The organism is Streptomyces sp. NBC_00029 (assembly GCF_045160505.1).
Lineage (GTDB): Bacteria > Actinomycetota > Actinomycetes > Streptomycetales > Streptomycetaceae > Streptomyces.
The window spans coordinates 2,093,861-2,111,791 of the sequence record NZ_CP108292.1; the positions used below are offsets into that span (position 1 = coordinate 2,093,861).

Sequence of the window (17,931 nt, forward strand, 5' to 3'; positions counted from 1 at the left end):
GTGGGACGCGGCGCCGGGTCTCGGTTCTCCCACAGCCGATGTTGCCCTCCCGGATCACGGAAGGGGCTGTTCAGAGGCTGCGGCGGCTTGAGTATGCCCGATCAGGGGCTTCCCGTCACCGGGGCAAGATCACCGAGCTGACCGAACGGTCCTTCGGGAACGGGAGGTGCCGGACACTCCGGGACGAACTCCTCGATCACCATCAGTGTCGCGCGCAGCTGGCGCACCAGCAGGGCCCCGAGCACGGCACGGTCGGGCTGGTCCGGGGCATCCAGTGCGCCGATCCAGTCCAGGGTGGCCCCCTCGACGCCGGAGAGCCAGCCGACGAGGGCGAGCCGGGCGAGGGGAGGGAGGGCCCGGTGCCCGTACGCGCCCTCGGCGATGGTGGCGACGAGCTCCTCGCGGACGGCGTCGCGGATGGCGAGCACCTCGGCGTCGGATCCGACGCCGCCGGTGACGATCGTGCGGTAGGCGGCGCGGTGGTGCTCGGCGTAGTACAGGTATCCGTCGATGGTGCGGCGGACGCGCTCGGCGTTGGGGAGGTCGGTGTCGCCGCCGGCCCGGGCGACGAGCTCGGCGACGGAGTCCTCGACGATGGCGAGGTAGTAGCCGCGTTTGTTGGTGAAGTAGTAGTAGATCAGCCCTTTGGCGACGCCCGCGTGTTTGGCGATGTCGTCCATGGAGAGCGCGTCGTACGAGGTGTCGGCGAACAATTTGCGCCCGGTCGCTATGAGTTCGGCCTTGCGCACCTGGGATCGAACGGTCGCTCCGCGCTGTTGACTATTATTCAAATTCGACCCTAGCCTCGAACTGCCACAGGAAGCCCGCAGTATGGCAGACCTGGGTGCCGCGCTGCCGGTGGTGGTCGGCCTGGGCCTCGGTGGTGATCGTCAGCGACGGGCTGCGGCCGGGGGCCTCGCGGCCTGCGGCCGGGAGGGTCTCAGAGCCAGCCGACCTGGGTGACGAACATGGCGACGACGACCACGAGGGTCCAGCCGAGCACGTGCTCCAGCCAGGCGGAGTCGTCCTTGGGGCCTCCGGTGCGGACGAGGTTCCGGGGGGCGGCGGTCGGGGCGGCGCTGTCGGCAGTCATGGCGTCCAATGTGCCAGCGTTCGCGGCTTTCGCGGTAGGGACGTCATGGGTGGCATGCGTCACGCAAACGCAGACATAAATGGACAGGTCCGGACGGCATGCGGCCGGGCCCCGGCCTCTTCGGCAGGGACCCGGCGCGCTCCTCGTCCGGTGCCCGGTGTCCGGCGCGGATGCCCGGCACCCCCGGTCCGGCGTTCTCTCCGACGCCCGGTCAGACGCGGGTCTCGCGGTTCCGGCCCGCCATGCCCGCCATCGCGAGGCCGAGGCACAGTGCGACGCCTCCGGCGATCACGTTGCTGACCACCGTTCGGGTCGTGTCCATCTCTCCGGCGATGGCCCACGGGGCGATGATCGTCCACGCACCGAGGGCGACCGCCGTCCACGCCATCGCGTGGGTGCGCTCGTAGGCGGAACCCAGACCGCTCATGCACAGGCAGAAGGCGAGGCCGGCGATCAGGTTGTTGATGGCCAGCGGGGTGAGGCCGCTGAATCCTGCGATCCACGGCGAGGCAGCCAGGTACAGGCCCGTGATCAGGGCGAGTGCTTCGACGGCCTGCGCGGCGGGAGTCGTGGTCACCCGCTCGAACCGAGTGCGCATCTCGGCGAGGTCCGGGTGGTGCTCGATGCTGGGATGGGTGGTCATGGCGGGCCGCCTCCTACTGAGAAGCCTTTATGTGCCATTTACCCCACTATGTTCCGCTTACCCGTGCCGCTTGGTCAACGGGCAAATTCGCGGCCCCCTCACAACACCCCCACCGCCCGCAGCGCGCGGACCTGCGCCCGGCTCGGGAGGGCCGGGGCGTAGAGGTAACAGACGCCCCCGGAACCCGAGGTGACCTTTCCGGAGACTCCCACCCGCTGGGTGCGCAGCCAGATGTTCTCCCATTCGGAGCGCCGGTAGACGCGGCGCACGGCGGGGTTGTCGGGCGAGTTGGGGTCGTTGGCGATCACGTCCCCGGCGGCGGTGAAGCCGATGACGGTCATCAGGTGGCCTGCGGTGCCGTAGCCCGCGCCCGTGAGCTCGTCCGGACGGAAGGACTGGGAGGTGATCACCGGGATGCCGGCCCGGACCAGGGTCTCCAGGTCGGTCAGGGAGGTGAGGCGGGTGACGACTCCGGCCAGATCGCGGTAGGTGCCGGCGTAGGCGGCGTTGAAGGGCCAGTTGCCGCAGCCCTTGTAGGCGGCGTCGTACGTGGAACGGGCCGCGTGGCAGATCTGCGGGTCGGCGTAATCCGGGTTCACCCAGGTCAGCGCGGTGGCGTCGGCCCTGCCGCCCCAGTACTCGATGATCATCTGGGAGGAGGTGGGGCTGCACCAGGCCTCGCCGCCGTTGTCGTACTCGGGGTACTGGCCCGCGTGGACCTCCTGCGAGTAGCGCGGGACCTTCAGCTCGTGGGCGGTGCGGGCGGAGGGGGTGGAGGCGGGGACGGTGAAGCGGTCCGGGACGTCGGAGACCATGGCGCCCGCGAGGCGGACGGTGGGTCCGCGCTCGGCGCCGGGCCTGCGGTGGAGGGTGAACCGCAGCTGCCAGGCCGCGAGCCGCAGGCCGGCGGTCGCGGCTCCCGCGTCGAGGGCCAGGGTGTCGGTCCAGACGGTGGACCGTCCGTCGGACTGGCCGTCCACCGAGGTGCGGCGGATGTCGCCGTCGCCGGAGGCCCAGCGGCCCATCACGTACCAGGGGGTGGCCGTGCCGTCGGTGTAGGTGCCTCGCAGTTCGATCTGGATCCAGGTGCCGGCCGGGGTGCGGGCGTTCCAGGAGGCGATGGCCTCGGTGGCCGGGACGGTGGAGTGGTGCACCGGGGAGGTCCAGGTGGCGTACTCCCAGGTGCTCTTCTTCCCGGTGTGCGGGTCGGCGTACTCGGTGCGGCCGACGGCCGCGGCGATCTCCAGGCCGGGGCGGGAGCCGCCGACGGCGATCGTGCCGCGGTGGGTGCCGGCGAGCCAGTGGGCGTAGGAGTACCAGAAGCGGTTGTCGACGGTGCGGCCCGGGGCCCGCGGGGCGGGAGGGGTGGGCGGGGTGGCTGCCGAGGCGCTGCCGCCGGAGACGGTGGCGGCGGTGGCCGCGGTGGCGACCGCGAGCGCGGCGACGAGTACGGCCCTGCGCGGCGTGGCTTCGGTCATCGCGTGTTCCCCCAGGGTGGGTCGGCACTTCGGTGGCGCTCGGGTGGCATCACCCTTCCAGTTCCCGGCGGCGGCGACCCGAAGCCGCGGGTCGTGTCGGGCTTGTCTAGGCTGGTCGGGTGGAGCCGCAGCAGTCGCTTGAGTCACTCGCGCGGGAGCTCGCGGCCCTGCCGCCCTCCCTCGGTCCGGTGCGCCTGATCGGGATCGACGGGCACGCCGGGTCCGGGAAGAGCACCTTCGCGGGGCGGCTCGCCGAGGTGCTGGGGGCACCCGTCCTTCACCTCGATGACGTGGCGACCCATGAGGAGCTGTTCGGCTGGGAGCAGCGGCTGCGCGCGCAGGTGCTGGAGCCGCTCGCCGCGGGACGGCCCGCGCACTGGGCCCCGTACGACTGGGTGGCGCGCCGGTTCGGGCCGGAGCGGGTGCTGGACCCGGCACCGGTGCTGCTGGTCGAGGGCGTCGGGGCCGGACGGCGGGCGCTGCGCCCCCGTCTGGCGCGGCTGCTGTGGATGGAGACGCCCTGCGAGCAGTCCTGGCAACGGGGGCGAAACCGGGACGGGCGTGAACTTTCCGACTTCTGGGACGGATGGGAGCGCGCGGAGCGCGCGCACTTCTCCAATGACCCTTCGCGCCCCTTCGCCGACACCCTGGTACGCCAGAGCGGTACGGGATACGAGTGGTCTTCCGGGGCCCGAGCGACGGCAGGAACCTCCCCTTTCATCACCGGGAGTGACGACCTCCCCCGGGCCTGAACGCCCCCTCGCATCACCTCCGCCGGGCCTCGACCGGACCCGCTTGACCCGGGGCCCGCGGCGGCCTTACGTTCTCAATGCGAGGCCTTTACAGGCCGCCGCGGATCCGAAGCCCCCGGTTGTTCCCCCGTGATCGGGGGCTTCGTTCTGCCCGCGAACCCCCTCCACGGCGGCTTCGCGCGGGGCCGGTCCACCCCGAATCTTCACCCTGAGTCACCGAGCGGCCCGGGGGCGCACGCCGGAACAGGCCTTGTCGCGCCCTACGTAAGGTGCGTGACCGCAGGTACGATGCAGCCCTGATTTCATCGGCGCAGTGGGCAACTCATGTGCTCGTCACGGAGGTTGCCGCGCACCACGGGGGCAGGCTTGTGGGGGACGTGATGGATTTCGGCACGCCGGGCAGCATGCACGCCCCGGCCGAACTCGCCTGGCTGCGCGGGGTCGACGCCTGCACCATGGGCGCCTATCCGCAGGCCGAGGAGGAGTTCCGGGCGGCCGTACGACTCGACCCCTCCATGGCCGACGCATGGCTGGGACTGCACGCGCTCCGGGTCGACACCGGCAACGCGTTACTCCGGATGTACGCCCACCGGGACCGGTTCGGCGAGCAGCGCGCCCGGCACGGGCGGACGCTGAACTCCTGGTACTGGCTGGGCTGGTGGGTGCAGCCGGTTCTGGAGAGCCGGCGCGATCTGCTCCTCGCCCACGCCTCGCACTGGCTCGACGGCCGCCATGTGCCCGAGCTGGACCAGGCATTGGCCGCGCTGCCGCCGGTGGACACCGACGCCCAGGTACGGTTCCTGCACGCCTGCCGGGCCTATCTGGTCAAGGACTGGGAGCAGCTGGTCCGCCAGACCGAGCCGCTGGTGAACGATCCGCTGCTGGGCATCGAGGCCGGGCTGTTCGGCGGGATGGCGCGGGTCCGGCTGGAGATGTACGGGCAGGCGGAGCCGATGCTGGCGGCGGCGCTGATGCGCTGTCGCAGCGAGCAGCCCCAGCGCAAGGAGCTGCGGTACTGGCTGGCGCGGGCCCGGGAGGGCACCGGGCGCACCGCGGCGGCCCTGCCGCTGTACCGGGCGGTGCACCGGGTGGATCCCGCGTTCATGGACACCGCGGCCCGGCTGACGGCCATCGAGGACGGCGACGACACGGACGGCATGGCCGATCTGGCGGGCCTGGCCGGGTATGCCGGGTACGGGGCCCTCGGCGGGCACGGCCCGTCCCCCGCGGGCGGGGACTTCGCGGCGGTCGCGCTGGGCGGCGGGCCCGTCCAGGACATCGCGGCGGACGGCCAGGTGGAGCCCGATCCGCTGACTCCGCCCACTCCCCCGGCGGGACGGGTGGAGGGCGCGCGGCGCAAGGTGCCCGTACCGCCGCAGGGCACGCCCGAGGGGTTGCCGGCCGGGCCGGCGGACCCTGCGGCGCTCGCCGATGCTCTGGCGGAGCTGGAGCGGATGGTGGGCCTGGAGCCGGTGAAGCGGCAGGTGAAGGCGCTGTCCGCGCAGTTGCACATGGCGCGGCTGAGGGCCGGGCAGGGACTGCCGGTGCAGCCGCCGAAGCGGCACTTCGTGTTCTCCGGGCCCTCCGGTACGGGCAAGACGACGGTGGCGCGGATCCTGGGCCGGGTCTTCTACGCGCTGGGCCTGCTGGGCGGCGACCATCTGGTGGAGGCCCAGCGGGCGGACCTCGTGGGCGAGTTCCTCGGGCAGACCGCGGTGAAGGCGAACGAGCTGATCGATTCGGCGATCGGCGGGGTGCTGTTCGTGGACGAGGCGTATTCGCTGTCGAACTCGGGCTACAGCAAGGGCGACGCGTACGGCGACGAGGCCCTGCAGGTGCTGCTGAAGCGGGCCGAGGACAACCGGGACCACCTGGTGGTGATCCTCGCGGGCTACCCGGCCGGGATGGACCGGCTGCTGGCCGCCAATCCGGGGCTGTCCTCGCGCTTCACCACCCGCGTGGACTTCCCCAGCTACCGGCCGCCGGAGCTGACCGCGATCGGCGGGGTGCTGGCGGACGCGAACGGGGACCACTGGGACGAGGAGGCGCTGGAGGAGCTGCGCAGCATCAGCGCTCATGTGGTGGAGCAGGGCTGGATCGACGAGCTCGGCAACGGGCGTTTCCTGCGGACCCTGTACGAGAAGAGCTGCGCGTACCGGGATCTGCGGCTGGCGGGCTTCGCCGGTGAGCCGTCGCGGGACGACCTGGCCACCCTCCGGCTGCCGGACCTGATGCAGGCGTACGGGGAGGTCCTGTCGGGCCGCGGACCCCAGGAACGCCCGGACCCGCCGACGCTGTAGCCCGGGGCCGCACCCCGATTGCCGGCGGGCCGGAAGCTCCCGGGGCTCGGCCCCGGGAGCTTCCGGCCGGCTAGGCGCCGCGGACGTACGAGCGGTGGGCCGGGTCGCGGACCTCGCCCACCAGCATTTCCAGGACGTCCTCCAGGGCGACCAGGCCGAGGACCCGGCCCCCCGCGTCCGCCACCTGCGCCAGGTGCGTGGCGTCCCGGCGCATGACGCCGAGGGCGTCGTCCAGCGGGACCGTGGCGCACAGAGTGGTCATCCGGCGCCAGACCCGCTGGGGTACGGCCCGCTCCCGGTCCTCCAGGTCCAGTACGTCCTTGACGTGCAGGTAGCCCATGAAGGCGCCGCTCTCCGCGCGGACGGGGAACCGGGAGTACCCGGTGCGCACCGTGAGCTGCTCGATCTGGCGCGGGGTCACCGAGGGGCCGACCGTGACCAGGCGGTCCGGGCCGAGGAGGACGTCGGTGACGGGGCGGCTGCCCAGTTCCAGTGCGTCCTCCAGACGCTCCTGCTCGACCGGTTCCAGGAGCCCGGCCTGCCGGGAGTCCTTGAGGAGGCGGCCCAGCTGGGCGGAGGTGTAGACGGCCTCGACCTCGTCCTTGGGCTCCACCTTGAAGAGCTTCAGGACGAGCGTGGCGCAGGCGCCGAGCGCGGTGGTGACCGGCCCGCACAGGCGGGCGAAGGCGACCAGGCCGGGGCTGAACCACAGGGCGGTCTTCTCGGGGGCGGCCATGGCCAGGTTCTTCGGCACCATCTCGCCGATGACCAGGTGCAGGAAGACCACGGCGCTGAGCGCGAAGGCGTAGCCCAGCGGGTGGATCAGCCCCTGCGGTACGTGGACGGCGTGGAAGACGGGTTCCAGCAGCCGGGCCACGGTGGGCTCGGCGACCGCGCCGAGGGTGAGCGAGCACATGGTGATGCCGAACTGCGCCGCGGCCATCATGCGGGGCAGGTTCTCCAGGCCGTGGAGCACCTGGCGGGCCCGTTTGGACTCGGCCGCGAGGGGCTCGATCTGGCTGCGGCGTACGGAGACGAGCGCGAACTCGGCGCCGACGAAGAAACCGTTGGCGAGGACCAGGAGCAGGGCGAAGAGGAGCTGGAGCGCGTTCATCGGGCGGCGCCTTCCAGCTCGGCCCGCTGCGGTTCGAGCACGGCAGCGCCGTCGGCCGCCGAGGCGGGCCGGTGGGCAGCGGCCGCGGGCACCGCCGTCAGCCGGACCAGCCGGACGCGTTCCGCGCGGTTGCGGCCGACGCGGCGGACGGAGAGCTTCCAGCCGGGCAGCTCCGCACGGTCCCCGGGGGCGGGGATCCGGCCGAGGAGGTCGGCGACGAGCCCGGCGACGGTCTCGTACGGTCCTTCGGGCACTTCCAGGCCTATCCGGCGCAGGGTCTGCACGCGGCAGCTGCCGTCGGCCTCCCAGGAGGGGCGGCCGTCCTCGGCCGCGACAGCGGCCAGTTCGGGGGTCTCGTCCTCGGCGAAGTCGTGCTCGTCGCGGACCTCGCCGACGAGCTCCTCCACGATGTCCTCCAGCGTGACGACACCGGCGGTGCCGCCGTACTCGTCGACGACCACGGCCATCGGCTGCTCGCTGCGCAGGCGCTCCAGCAGCGGCTGCACCGGCAGGGAGCCGGGCACCAGCAGCGGGGCGACGCAGATCCGGCTCACGGAGGTGCGGTCGCGTTCCGACTCGGGCACGGCGAGGGCGTCCTTGAGGTGGACCACGCCGGTGATCTCGTCGATGCGGTCGCGGTAGACCGGGAAGCGGGACAGGCCGGTGGCTCGGGTCAGGTTGAGCACGTCGGCCGCGGTGGCCGTGTGCATCAGGGCGCTGACCTTCACCCGTGGGGTCATGACGTGCTGGGCCGTGAGATCGCCCAGCGAGAGGGTCCGTACGAAGAGGTCGGCGGTGTCCTGTTCCAGGGCGCCGGCCTGGGCCGAATGGCGGACCAGGGAGAGCAGTTCGCCGGGGGTCCGGGCGGAGGCCATCTCCTCGGTCGGTTCCACGCCGAGCGCCCGCACGAGGCGGTTGGCCACGGCGTTGAGCCCGGCGATGACCGGACGGAAGACGCGGGAGAAGGCGTGCTGGGGGCCGGCGACGAAGCGGGCGACCTGGAGCGGCCGGGAGACCGCCCAGTTCTTCGGTACGAGCTCGCCGACGACCATCTGGACGGCGGAGGCGAGCAGCATGCCGATGACGACGGCGACGCCGGGGACGGCTCCCTTCGGGAGGCCCGTCGCGGCGAGCGGCCCGGCCAGCAGTGCGGCGAGGGCCGGCTCGGCGAGCATGCCGACCACGAGGGAGGTGATGGTGATGCCGAGCTGGGTGCCGGAGAGCTGGAAGGACAGCTCCCGCAGGGCCTTGACCACCGTACGGGCACGGCGGTCGCCGTCGGCTGCGGCGCGCTCGGCCTCGGGTCGCTCCACGGTGACGAGGCCGAATTCGGCGGCCACGAAGAATCCGTTGGCGAGGATGAGGGCGAAGGCCGCCGCGAGCAGGAGTAGCGGGATGGTCATGCCGCCGCCTCCGGGGGGAGGGCGGCGCGGGTACTACCGGACGATCCGTCCATTGCTGGAGGGAGTCACTCCTCAAGTCGCAGGTGCCCACGGGCCACGAGGTCCCGGGGCCGGTGGGAGGGCGCACAGCTGCGCCCCGCCACCAGGGTAGTCATTGAGATCCCGGCCGCAACGGTACGCGGCGACGGGGATCGGCCGACTCAGTGGTCGTGTCCGCCCGTTCCGCGGGCCTCGGCCAGCGCGCGCAGGGCGCGGGCGTCGCCGATGGCCTGCTGCTTGGCGACGCCCGGCTGGATGCCGAGGGCGGGCAGGCTGGTGCCGTCGCTGAGGTCCAGGAACACCCACGGGTCGCCGGGGCGGAGGTTGACCCGCAGGATCTGGGCCCACTCCAGGCGCCGGGTGGTGGTCAGGTTGACGACCGTGACGCCGGTCTCGTCGGCGACGACCTTGGGGCGGCTGAGCAGGACGAGTACGGAGCTCAGCAGGACGGCGGTGAAGACGAAGCTGATCCGCTCGCCGGGGCTGAGCTTCTCCAGCAGCACGGCGATCGCCGTGATGGTGGTGAACATGGCGAGGCCGACGCCCAGCAGGACGACCCGGGTGCGGGTCGGCCGGAAAGTGACCGGCAGGGTGGGCGTGACGGGCTGGGCGGCGGACTCGGCCATGGTGCGTTGCCTTCTGGAGGTGGCGTGCGGGTCGGTGGGCGGCGTACCGGTGCGGTACGCCGGGACCTAGAGGCGGCAGGCGTGGATCGAGGTGGTGAGGATCGCGCGCGCGCCGAGCTCGTACAGGTCGTCCATGATCCGCTGGGCTTCCTTGGCGGGGACCATCGCGCGGACCGCGACCCAGCCCTCGTTGTGCAGCGGGGAGACGGTCGGCGACTCCAGGCCCGGGGTGAGGGCGACCGCGCGCTCCAGGTGCTCGGCGCGGCAGTCGTAGTCCATCATCACGTAGCTGCGGGCGACGAGGACGCCCTGCAGGCGGCGCAGGAACTGCTGGACCTGCGGGTCGTCGGCGTCGGCGCCGTTGCCGCGGATGACGACGGCCTCGGAGGTGAGGATCGGCTCGCCGATGACCTCGAGGCCCGCGTTGCGCAGGCTGGTGCCGGTCTCGACGACGTCCGCGATGATCTGGGCGACGCCGAGCTGGATGGCGGTCTCGACCGCGCCGTCGAGGTGCACGACGGACGCGTCGATGCCCTTCTCGGCGAGGTGCTTGGCGACGATTCCCTCGTACGAGGTCGCGATCGTCATGCCGCTGAAGTCCTCGGGGCCCTTCGCCGTGCCGGGGGTGGTGGCGTAGCGGAAGGTGGAGCGCCCGAAGTTCAGCGGGAGGATCTCCTCGGCGCTGGCGCCGGAGTCGAGCAGCAGGTCACGGCCGGTGATGCCGATGTCGAGCTTGCCCGAGGAGACGTAGATCGCGATGTCCTTGGGGCGGAGGTAGAAGAACTCCACCTCGTTCTCGGGGTCGACGACCACGAGCTCCTTGGACTCCTTGCGCATCCGGTAGCCGGCCTCATGGAGCATCGCCGACGCCGGTCCGGAGAGTGAACCCTTGTTGGGGACGGCGATGCGCAGCATGGGGCTTCCTTTGGTGCGTGGATTACGGGTTTACGGGCGGGTGTGCGTGCCGGGACTCAGAGGTGGGCGTAGACGTCGTCGAGGGAGATCCCGCGCGCCACCATCATCACCTGGACGTGGTAGAGCAGCTGTGAGATCTCCTCGGCGGCGGCTTCCTTGCCCTCGTACTCGGCGGCCATCCAGACCTCTGCGGCCTCCTCGACGACCTTCTTGCCGATGGCATGGACGCCCTTGTGGACGAGCTCGGCGGTGCGGGAGGTAGCGGGGTCGCCGTTGGCGGCCTTGTGCTGGAGCTCGGTGAAGAGCTCTTCGAAGGTCTTGGAGGGTTCGTTCGCCATGATGGTCCTCAGAATACGGGGTTCCCCGTCGCCACTCAGCGCCAGGGTTCGCTGACGGTCCGCAGGGTCATGGCCGTGGAGACGGCGGCGGTGACCGCTTCGTGCCCCTTGTCCTCGTTCGACCCCTCGAGGCCGGCGCGGTCCAGCGCCTGCTCGTCGTTGTCGCAGGTCAGTACTCCGAAGCCGACGGGGACTCCGGTGTCGATCGACACCTGTACCAGGCCCTGGGTGACGCCCTGGCAGACGTAGTCGAAGTGCGGGGTGCCGCCGCGGATGACCACTCCGAGGGCGACGATGGCATCGTAGCCGCGACCCGCCAGTACCTTCGCCACGACCGGGAGCTCGAAGCTTCCCGGGACCCGGAGCAGGGTGGGCTCGTCGATGCCCAGCTCGTGCAGGGCGCGCAGGGCGCCGTCGACCAGTCCGTCCATGACCTTCTCGTGCCACTGGGCCGCGATCACGGCGACTCGGAGGTCTCCGCAGTTCTTCACGCTCAGTTCGGGTGCGCCCTTGCCGCTCACAGCTCTGCTCCTCGGTGGTTCGTGGGTGTGCGTGGATGGTGGGGTGTACGTACGGGTGGTGGTGCGTGCCTACTGGTTGCCGCAGGCGGAGGTGGTCACGGGCCCTTCCAGCCAGGGCAGGTCGTGGCCCATCCGGTCGCGCTTGGTGCGCAGGTACCGCAGGTTGTGCTCGCCGGCCTCCATGGGCATCGGCTCGCGGCTGGTGACCGTGATGCCGTGCCGGACGAGGGCGTCGGACTTCTCGGGGTTGTTCGTCATGAGCCGGACGCTGTGCACGCCGAGGTCGGCGAGGATCTGGGCGCCGGCGCCGTAGTCACGGGCGTCGGCCGGCAGGCCGAGTTCCAGGTTTGCGTCGAGGGTGTCGCGGCCGCGCTCCTGGAGCTCGTACGCGCGCAGCTTGGACAGGAGTCCGATGCCGCGGCCCTCGTGGCCGCGGAGGTAGACGACGACGCCGCGGCCCTCGGTCTTGATGCGTTCCATCGAGGCGTGCAGCTGGGGGCCGCAGTCGCAGCGCTGGGAGGCGAAGATGTCGCCGGTCAGGCATTCGGAGTGCATGCGGACCAGGATGTCGGCGCCGTCGCCGATCTCCCCGTGGACGAGGGCGACGTGCTCGACACCGTCGACGGTGGAGCGGTAGCCGTACGCGGTGAAGTCGCCGAAGGCGGTCGGCAGGCTGACCTCGGCCTCGCGGCGGACGGTGGGCTCGGCGGAGCGGCGGTAGGCGATCAGGTCCTCGATGGAGATGATCGTCAGGCCGTGCTTGCGGGCGAAGGGGATCAGCTCGGGCAGGCGCAGCATGACGCCGTCCTCGCCGGCGATCTCCACGATGGCGCCGGCCGGGCGCAGGCCCGCGAGGCGGGCGAGGTCGACGGCGGCCTCGGTGTGGCCGTTGCGGACCAGGACGCCACCGGGCTTGGCGCGCAGCGGGAAGATGTGGCCGGGGCGGACGAAGTCGCCGGGCTCGGAGACGCCGTCGGCGAGCAGCCGCAGGGTGGTGGCGCGGTCGGCGGCCGAGATTCCGGTGGAGACGCCGTGGGCGGCGCTCGCATCGACGGAGACGGTGAAGGCGGTCTGCATCGACTCGGTGTTGTTCTGGACCATCTGGGGGAGTTCGAGCCGGTCCAGCTCGGGGCCCTCCATGGGGGCGCAGATCAAGCCGCGGCACTCGCTCATCATGAAGGCGATGATCTCGGGGGTGGCCTTCTCGGCGGCGATGACGAGGTCGCCCTCGTTCTCGCGGTCCTCGTCGTCGACGACGACGACGGGGCGGCCCGCCGCGATGTCGCGGATGGCCTGCTCGACGGGGTCGAGGCGGAAGGTCTCTTCGGGGATGTCGGGCACGGGCTTGAGGCTGGTCATGCCGTTGCTCCTTCCAGGGCCGGGGCGGGGTTGGTGCGAGAGCGCTGGTACCAGTCGTAGGCGCCCCACAGCACGAGGGCGAAGTACACGACGTAGACGAGGCCGGAGAAGGCCAGGCCGTTGTTGAAGGCGAGGGGGACGCCGACCAGGTCGACGAGGAGCCAGGCGAACCAGAACTCGACGAGGCCGCGGGCCTGGGCGATCATCGCGACGATGGTGCCGACGAAGATGTACGCGTCGGCCCAGGGGCTCCACGACAGGTCCGGGTAGAGCGTGAAGAGGCCGCCGACGGCGAGGGTGCCGAGGGCTGCGCCGGCCAGGAGCAGTCCGCGCTCCTTCCAGGTGGCGGTGCGCACGGCGATGGAGCCGTCCTGGGCCTTCTGGCGGCCGAGCTGCCAGGCGCGCCAGCCCCAGACGGCCACGCCGATGACGAGGAGCTGCTTGCCGACACCACCGGCGAGGTGGGCGGAGGCGTAGGCGGCGATGAGGATCAGGCCGGAGAGGAGCTGGGCGGGCCAGGTCCATATGGAGCGGCGCCAGCCGAGGGCGAGCGCGGCCAGGCCCATCAGGTTGCCGATCATGTCGGACCAGATGACCTTCTGGCCGAAGACGGTGAAGGCCTCCGCGTTGAGCCAGGTCAGGGCGGTCACCGGGCTTCTCCCGTCGCGTGCAGCGGGTCCACTCCGGCGGCCAGGAGGCGCTCGACGTACTTCGCGAGGACGTCGACCTCCAGGTTGACCGGGTCGCCGCTCTGCTTGATGCCGAGCGTGGTCAGCGCCAGCGTGGTGGGGATGAGGCTGATGGTGAACCAGTCGGCGGCGGCCTCGACCACGGTGAGGCTGACGCCGTCGACCGTGATGGAGCCCTTCTCGACCACGTAGCGGGAGAGGTTCTGCGGGAGGGCGACCTTGACGATCTCCCAGTGCTCGGAGGGGGTCCGGGAGATGATCTCGCCGGTGCCGTCCACGTGCCCCTGGACGAGGTGACCGCCGAGGCGTCCGCCGAGGGCCATGGGGCGCTCCAGGTTGACCCGGGAGCCGGCGCTCAGGGCACCGAGGCTGGAGCGGTTGAGGGTCTCCTGCATGACGTCGGCGGTGAACTCGCCGTCCGCGGTCTCCACGACGGTGAGGCAGACGCCGTTGACCGCGATGGAGTCGCCGTGCTTGGCGTCCTCGGTGACGAGGGGGCCGCGCAGCCGGAAGCGGGAGGCTTCCTCGAGCTGCTCCACAGCGGTGACCTCGCCCAGTTCTTCGACGATTCCGGTGAACACTCAGTGCTCCTTCGTGGCGGGGGTGACGGGGACGGGGACTGCGGTGATGCGGAGATCGGGGCCGATGCGGACGGCCTCGGTGATGTCGAGGCGCACTGCACCGGAGATGTTCTTGATGCCGGCGTCGGCGAGGGCCGCGGGGCCCGCGCCGAGCAGGGCCGGGGCGAGGTAGCCGATGACGCGGTCGACGGCGCCGGCCTTGAGGAAGGCGCCGGCCAGTGTGGGCCCGCCCTCCAGCAGGACGGAGCGCACGCCGCTCAGGTTCAGGTGGGTGAGCAGGTCCTGGACGGCGATGCGGCCGTCGTACAGGGGCAGCCGGAGCAGTTCGACGCCGGTCAGGTGCCGGGTGTCGGCGTCCTCGCCGACGACGAGCAGGGTGGGGGCGGCGTCGTCGAGGATGCGGGCGCCCGCCGGGATCGTGGCGCGGGTGTCGAGGGCGATCCGCAGGGGCTGCGTGGCGCCTTCGTGGCCGCGCACGGCGAGGTGCGGGTCGTCGGCGCGCAGGGTGCCGCCGCCGACCAGGACGGCGTCGCTCTCGGCGCGCAGCCGGTGGACGTCGGCGCGGGACGCGGCGGAGGTGATCCAGCGGCTGCTGCCGTCCGCGGCGGCGCTGCGGCCGTCGAGGGTGGCGGCGTACTTCCAGGTGACGTGCGGCCGGCCCAGACGTACGGAGGTCAGCCAGGCGGCGTTGCCGGTCTCGGCCTCGTCCGCGAGGAGTCCGCCCTCGGTGTCGATCCCGGCCGCGCGCAGGGTGGCGGCGCCGCCGCTGGCCTGCGGGTTCGGGTCGGAGACGGCGTGGACCACGCGGGCGATGCCGGCGGCTGCGAGGGCCTGGGCGCAGGGCCCCGTACGGCCGGTGTGGTTGCAGGGTTCGAGGGTGACGTAGGCGGTGCCGCCGCGGGCGGCAGGGCCCGCTGCGCGCAGGGCGTGGATCTCGGCGTGCGGGCCGCCTGCCCGTTGGTGCCAGCCCTCGCCGACGATCGTTCCGCAGGCGTCGGTGATGACGCAGCCGACGACCGGATTGGGACTGGTGGAGCCGAGTCCACGGGCCGCGAGCTCGATGGCCCGTCGCATGGCACGGGTGTCCGCGTCGGGTGCTGCGTGCGCGGCGTGTGTCGCCACCGGGTCCTCCTGCCTCATCGGGCACGGACTCCGGGGCCTGTCGAATACGACAGATGAAGCGGTACAGCGCACAGGGGACGCCGAGGCCGGAAAAACGGTTCGACCTGGCATATCCACAGGGATATGCCGACGAACCGCCGACGGCGGCGTACCGGTGACTGGCCCGCCGCGCACTGCCTCCCATCCGGACTTTAACCGTCGGTCCAGGAATCTCACCTGGTCAACCGGCCGCTGGCTGCGGACGGGTCGCGGACTATAACCGCCGGTTCGGAATTACACCGACCCCGGAGTGCGCTGCTACTGGTACTCCAGCCAGTCTGCCACGGGCGATCCACCGCCATGCGGGTGATGTGGTGTGGCCTGGCTCACAGCGTGTCGCCGCCCGGTGCGGACTTTGTCAAGTGGGGCCGGGTTGGTCCAGACCTATTGACGAGGTGGTCTAGTCCTCTTAACGTTCCCTTCATCTTCCCGGGAACAGCCCGTCAGATGTGCGCACGTCACGGGCCAACACGCTTCAGCACCAGTCCTGTTGCTTCATGTTGTGTCCAGTTGTGTCCTGCATCCTCCCCTCCCCAGGAGGCACAATGCTGTCCCCCACACGTACGAGAGCGATGCTCCTGGCATCCGGCGCCGCAATCGCCGGACTCCTGGTGGGCGGGCTCTCGGCGGGCGTCTCGCACGCGGCCGACAACGAGGGCTGTCGCCCCGACGGGCTGTACAAGACCGCCGGTGTCGACGTCCCGTACTGCTCGGTCTACGACTCCGAAGGCCGCGAGAAGATGGGCGCCGACCACCAGCGCCGCGTCATCGGATACTTCACCGGCTGGCGCACCGGCAAGGACGGCGCCCCCGCCTACCTCGCCAACAACATCCCGTGGTCCAAGGTCACCCACCTGAACTACGCCTTCGCCCACGTGGGCGCCGACAACAAGATCTCCGTCGGCTCGGACGGCGTGAACAACGCCGCCACCGGGATGACCTGGCCCGGCGTCGCCGGCGCCGAGATGGACCCGGCCCTCCCCTACAAGGGCCACTTCAACCAGCTGACGAAGTTCAAGAAGCAGTACCCGGACGTCAAGACGCTGATCTCGGTCGGCGGCTGGGCCGAGACCGGCGGCTACTTCGGTGACGACGGCAACCGGGTCGCCTCCGGCGGCTTCTACTCGATGGCCACCAACGCCGACGGCTCCGTCAACCAGGCCGGCATCGACACCTTCGCCGACTCCTCGGTCGAGTTCATCCGCACGTACGGGTTCAACGGCGTCGACATCGACTACGAGTACCCGACCACCATGAAGGACGCCGGCAACCCGCTGGACTGGCAGCTGGCCAACGCCCGCCGCGCCGGCCTGGTCAAGGGCTACGCGGCCCTGATGAAGTCGCTGCGCGAGAAGCTCGACCGCGCGGGCGCCGCCGACGGCAAGCACTACCTGCTCTCCGTCGCCGCCCCCTCCTCCGGCTACCTGCTGCGCGGCATGGAGACGTTCCAGGTCCAGCAGTACCTGGACTACGTCAACATCATGTCCTACGACCTGCACGGCGCCTGGAACGAGTACGTCGGGCCCAACGCCTCGCTCTTCGACGACGGCAAGGACGGCGAACTCGCCGCCGCCGGCGTCTACTCCACCTCCCAGTACGGCGGCATCGGCTACCTCAACACCGACTGGGCGTACCACTACTTCCGCGGCTCGATGCCCGGCGGCCGCATCAACATCGGCCTGCCCTACTACACCCGCGGCTTCAAGAACGTGCAGGGCGGCACCGACGGGCTGTGGGGCAAGGCCCCCGCGACCACCTGCCCGGCCGGCGCCGGCCTGACCAAGTGCGGCGACGGCGCGGTCGGCATCGACAACCTGTGGCACGACAAGGACACCAACGGGGCCGAGTCCCCGGCGGGCTCCAACCCGATGTGGCACGCCAAGAACCTGGAGAAGGGTGTCGTGGGCGACTACGTCACCAAGTACGGCTTCCCGGCGAACACCACGCTGACCGGCACCTACGTCCGCAAGTACGACTCCACCCTGGTGGCGCCGTGGCTGTGGAACGCACAGAAGAAGGTCTTCCTCTCCACCGAGGACGAGCAGTCGGTGGCCGCCAAGGCCGACTACGTGGTGAACAAGGGCATCGGCGGCACGATGGTCTGGGAACTCGCGGGCGACTACTCGTACAACGCGGCCAAGGGCCAGTACGAGGTGGGCGACACCCTCACCGACACGATGTACCAGAAGTTCAAGTCGGCCTCCCCCTACGGCGCGAAGAAGGCGGGCACGACCGCCCTGCCGACCCAGGCCGTTGACATCAGGACCGAGTTCACCGAGTTCAAGCTGGGCGACTCCAACTACCCGCTCACCCCGAAGCTGAAGATCACCAACAACACGAACGCCACGCTGCCCGGCGGCACCGAGTTCCGGTTCGACTACGGCACCTCGGCCCCGAACAACGCCTCGGACCAGTCCGGCTTCGGCACGACCGTGATCAGCAGCGGCCACACCGGCAACAACGTCGGCGGTCTCAAGGGCGACTTCCAGCGGGTCTCCCTGAAGCTCCCGGCCTGGCAGACCCTGGCCCCGGGCGCCTCCGTCGACCTGGCCTTCAACTACTACCTGCCGGTCTCCACGCCCTCCAACTGGACGGTGACCATCTCCGGCACCACCTACGCCCTCGCCGGGGACCTGGCCCGCGGTACGACGCTGGTTCAGCCCGGCGGCGGCACCCAGCCCCCGACCACTCCCCCCACCACCCCGCCGACCACTCCCCCCACGACCCCGCCGCCGACCACGCCTCCGGGCGGGACCTGCACGAACCCGGCGTACGTCGCGGGCACGGTCTACAACAGCGGCAACGTCGTCTCCCACAAGGGCCGCAACTGGAAGGCCCAGTGGTGGACGCAGAACGAGGAACCCGGCACCACCGGTGAATGGGGTGTCTGGAAGGACCAGGGCGCCTGCTGACCCCCGG

17 protein-coding genes and 1 riboswitch are annotated in these 17,931 nt (G+C 71.3%); of the genes, 3 read left to right on the forward strand and 14 right to left on the reverse strand.

Annotated elements, in window-relative coordinates; all coding sequences use genetic code 11:
• Window positions 1–101: 101 nt before the first annotated feature.
• From OG753_RS10080 to OG753_RS10095, 4 genes are all read right to left on the reverse strand, one after another.
• On the reverse strand, window positions 102–791 hold the full coding sequence (locus tag OG753_RS10080) for a TetR/AcrR family transcriptional regulator (protein ID WP_327261475.1): 690 nt from the start codon (window positions 789–791) through the stop codon (window positions 102–104).
• A 149-nt stretch (window positions 792–940) separates the two neighbouring features.
• A complete protein-coding gene (locus OG753_RS10085) occupies window positions 941–1,093 on the reverse strand; it encodes an SCO1431 family membrane protein (protein ID WP_327261476.1) in 153 nt (50 codons plus the stop codon).
• 211 nt (window positions 1,094–1,304) lie between these two features.
• On the reverse strand, window positions 1,305–1,736 hold the full coding sequence (locus OG753_RS10090; RefSeq protein WP_327261477.1) for an SPW repeat protein: 432 nt from the start codon (window positions 1,734–1,736) through the stop codon (window positions 1,305–1,307).
• 98 nt (window positions 1,737–1,834) lie between these two features.
• Window positions 1,835–3,214 carry a peptidase C39 family protein gene (locus tag OG753_RS10095; RefSeq protein WP_405788165.1) on the reverse strand — a complete coding sequence of 460 codons (1,380 nt, stop codon included), beginning with the start codon at window positions 3,212–3,214 and terminating at the stop codon, window positions 1,835–1,837.
• A 119-nt stretch (window positions 3,215–3,333) separates the two neighbouring features.
• Here OG753_RS10095 and OG753_RS10100 point away from each other — a divergent pair, with 119 nt between their 5' ends.
• Together OG753_RS10100 and OG753_RS10105 are read left to right on the forward strand one after the other, a co-directional pair.
• Window positions 3,334–3,966, forward strand: a complete 633-nt coding sequence (locus OG753_RS10100; protein WP_327261479.1) for a hypothetical protein — start codon at window positions 3,334–3,336, stop codon at window positions 3,964–3,966.
• 380 nt (window positions 3,967–4,346) lie between these two features.
• Entirely contained in the window at window positions 4,347–6,266 is a 1,920-nt protein-coding gene (locus tag OG753_RS10105; RefSeq protein ID WP_327261480.1) for an AAA family ATPase, read from the forward strand.
• A gap of 70 nt (window positions 6,267–6,336) precedes the next feature.
• Here OG753_RS10105 and OG753_RS10110 read toward each other — a convergent pair whose 3' ends face one another.
• From OG753_RS10110 to ribD, 10 genes are all read right to left on the reverse strand, one after another.
• Window positions 6,337–7,380 (reverse strand): hemolysin family protein, encoded by a 1,044-nt coding sequence (locus OG753_RS10110; RefSeq protein ID WP_405788166.1) that lies wholly within the window; start codon window positions 7,378–7,380, stop codon window positions 6,337–6,339.
• On the reverse strand, window positions 7,377–8,783 hold the full coding sequence (locus tag OG753_RS10115) for a hemolysin family protein (RefSeq protein ID WP_405788167.1): 1,407 nt from the start codon (window positions 8,781–8,783) through the stop codon (window positions 7,377–7,379). The genes OG753_RS10110 and OG753_RS10115 overlap by 4 nt, the downstream gene beginning before the upstream one ends.
• Before the next feature lie 200 nt (window positions 8,784–8,983).
• The gene (locus OG753_RS10120; protein ID WP_401284365.1) at window positions 8,984–9,448 is read right to left on the reverse strand and encodes a PH domain-containing protein; all 465 of its coding nucleotides are present in this window, start codon (window positions 9,446–9,448) and stop codon (window positions 8,984–8,986) included.
• A 66-nt stretch (window positions 9,449–9,514) separates the two neighbouring features.
• The gene (hisG, locus tag OG753_RS10125; RefSeq protein ID WP_327261484.1) at window positions 9,515–10,363 is read right to left on the reverse strand and encodes an ATP phosphoribosyltransferase; all 849 of its coding nucleotides are present in this window, start codon (window positions 10,361–10,363) and stop codon (window positions 9,515–9,517) included.
• A 56-nt stretch (window positions 10,364–10,419) separates the two neighbouring features.
• Complete coding sequence (locus tag OG753_RS10130) at window positions 10,420–10,701, reverse strand: phosphoribosyl-ATP diphosphatase (RefSeq protein WP_327261486.1); 282 nt, start codon at window positions 10,699–10,701, stop codon at window positions 10,420–10,422.
• Window positions 10,702–10,736: 35 nt separating this feature from the next.
• Window positions 10,737–11,222: a 6,7-dimethyl-8-ribityllumazine synthase gene (gene ribH / locus OG753_RS10135; RefSeq protein WP_007262951.1), complete on the reverse strand. Its 486-nt coding sequence runs from the start codon at window positions 11,220–11,222 to the stop codon at window positions 10,737–10,739.
• Window positions 11,223–11,291: 69 nt separating this feature from the next.
• On the reverse strand, window positions 11,292–12,581 hold the full coding sequence (locus tag OG753_RS10140; protein ID WP_405788168.1) for a bifunctional 3,4-dihydroxy-2-butanone-4-phosphate synthase/GTP cyclohydrolase II: 1,290 nt from the start codon (window positions 12,579–12,581) through the stop codon (window positions 11,292–11,294).
• Entirely contained in the window at window positions 12,578–13,231 is a 654-nt protein-coding gene (locus OG753_RS10145; protein ID WP_405788169.1) for a nicotinamide riboside transporter PnuC, read from the reverse strand. Before OG753_RS10145 ends, OG753_RS10140 begins: the two co-directional genes overlap by 4 nt.
• A complete protein-coding gene (locus OG753_RS10150; protein ID WP_327261489.1) occupies window positions 13,228–13,851 on the reverse strand; it encodes a riboflavin synthase in 624 nt (207 codons plus the stop codon). The genes OG753_RS10145 and OG753_RS10150 overlap by 4 nt, the downstream gene beginning before the upstream one ends.
• Window positions 13,852–14,991 carry a bifunctional diaminohydroxyphosphoribosylaminopyrimidine deaminase/5-amino-6-(5-phosphoribosylamino)uracil reductase RibD gene (gene ribD / locus OG753_RS10155; RefSeq protein WP_405788171.1) on the reverse strand — a complete coding sequence of 380 codons (1,140 nt, stop codon included), beginning with the start codon at window positions 14,989–14,991 and terminating at the stop codon, window positions 13,852–13,854.
• A gap of 148 nt (window positions 14,992–15,139) precedes the next feature.
• Window positions 15,140–15,270: riboswitch (FMN riboswitch) on the reverse strand.
• Between the two features lie 287 nt (window positions 15,271–15,557).
• Here ribD and OG753_RS10160 point away from each other — a divergent pair.
• Complete coding sequence (locus OG753_RS10160; RefSeq protein ID WP_405788172.1) at window positions 15,558–17,924, forward strand: chitinase C-terminal domain-containing protein; 2,367 nt, start codon at window positions 15,558–15,560, stop codon at window positions 17,922–17,924.
• Window positions 17,925–17,931 lie beyond the last annotated feature (7 nt).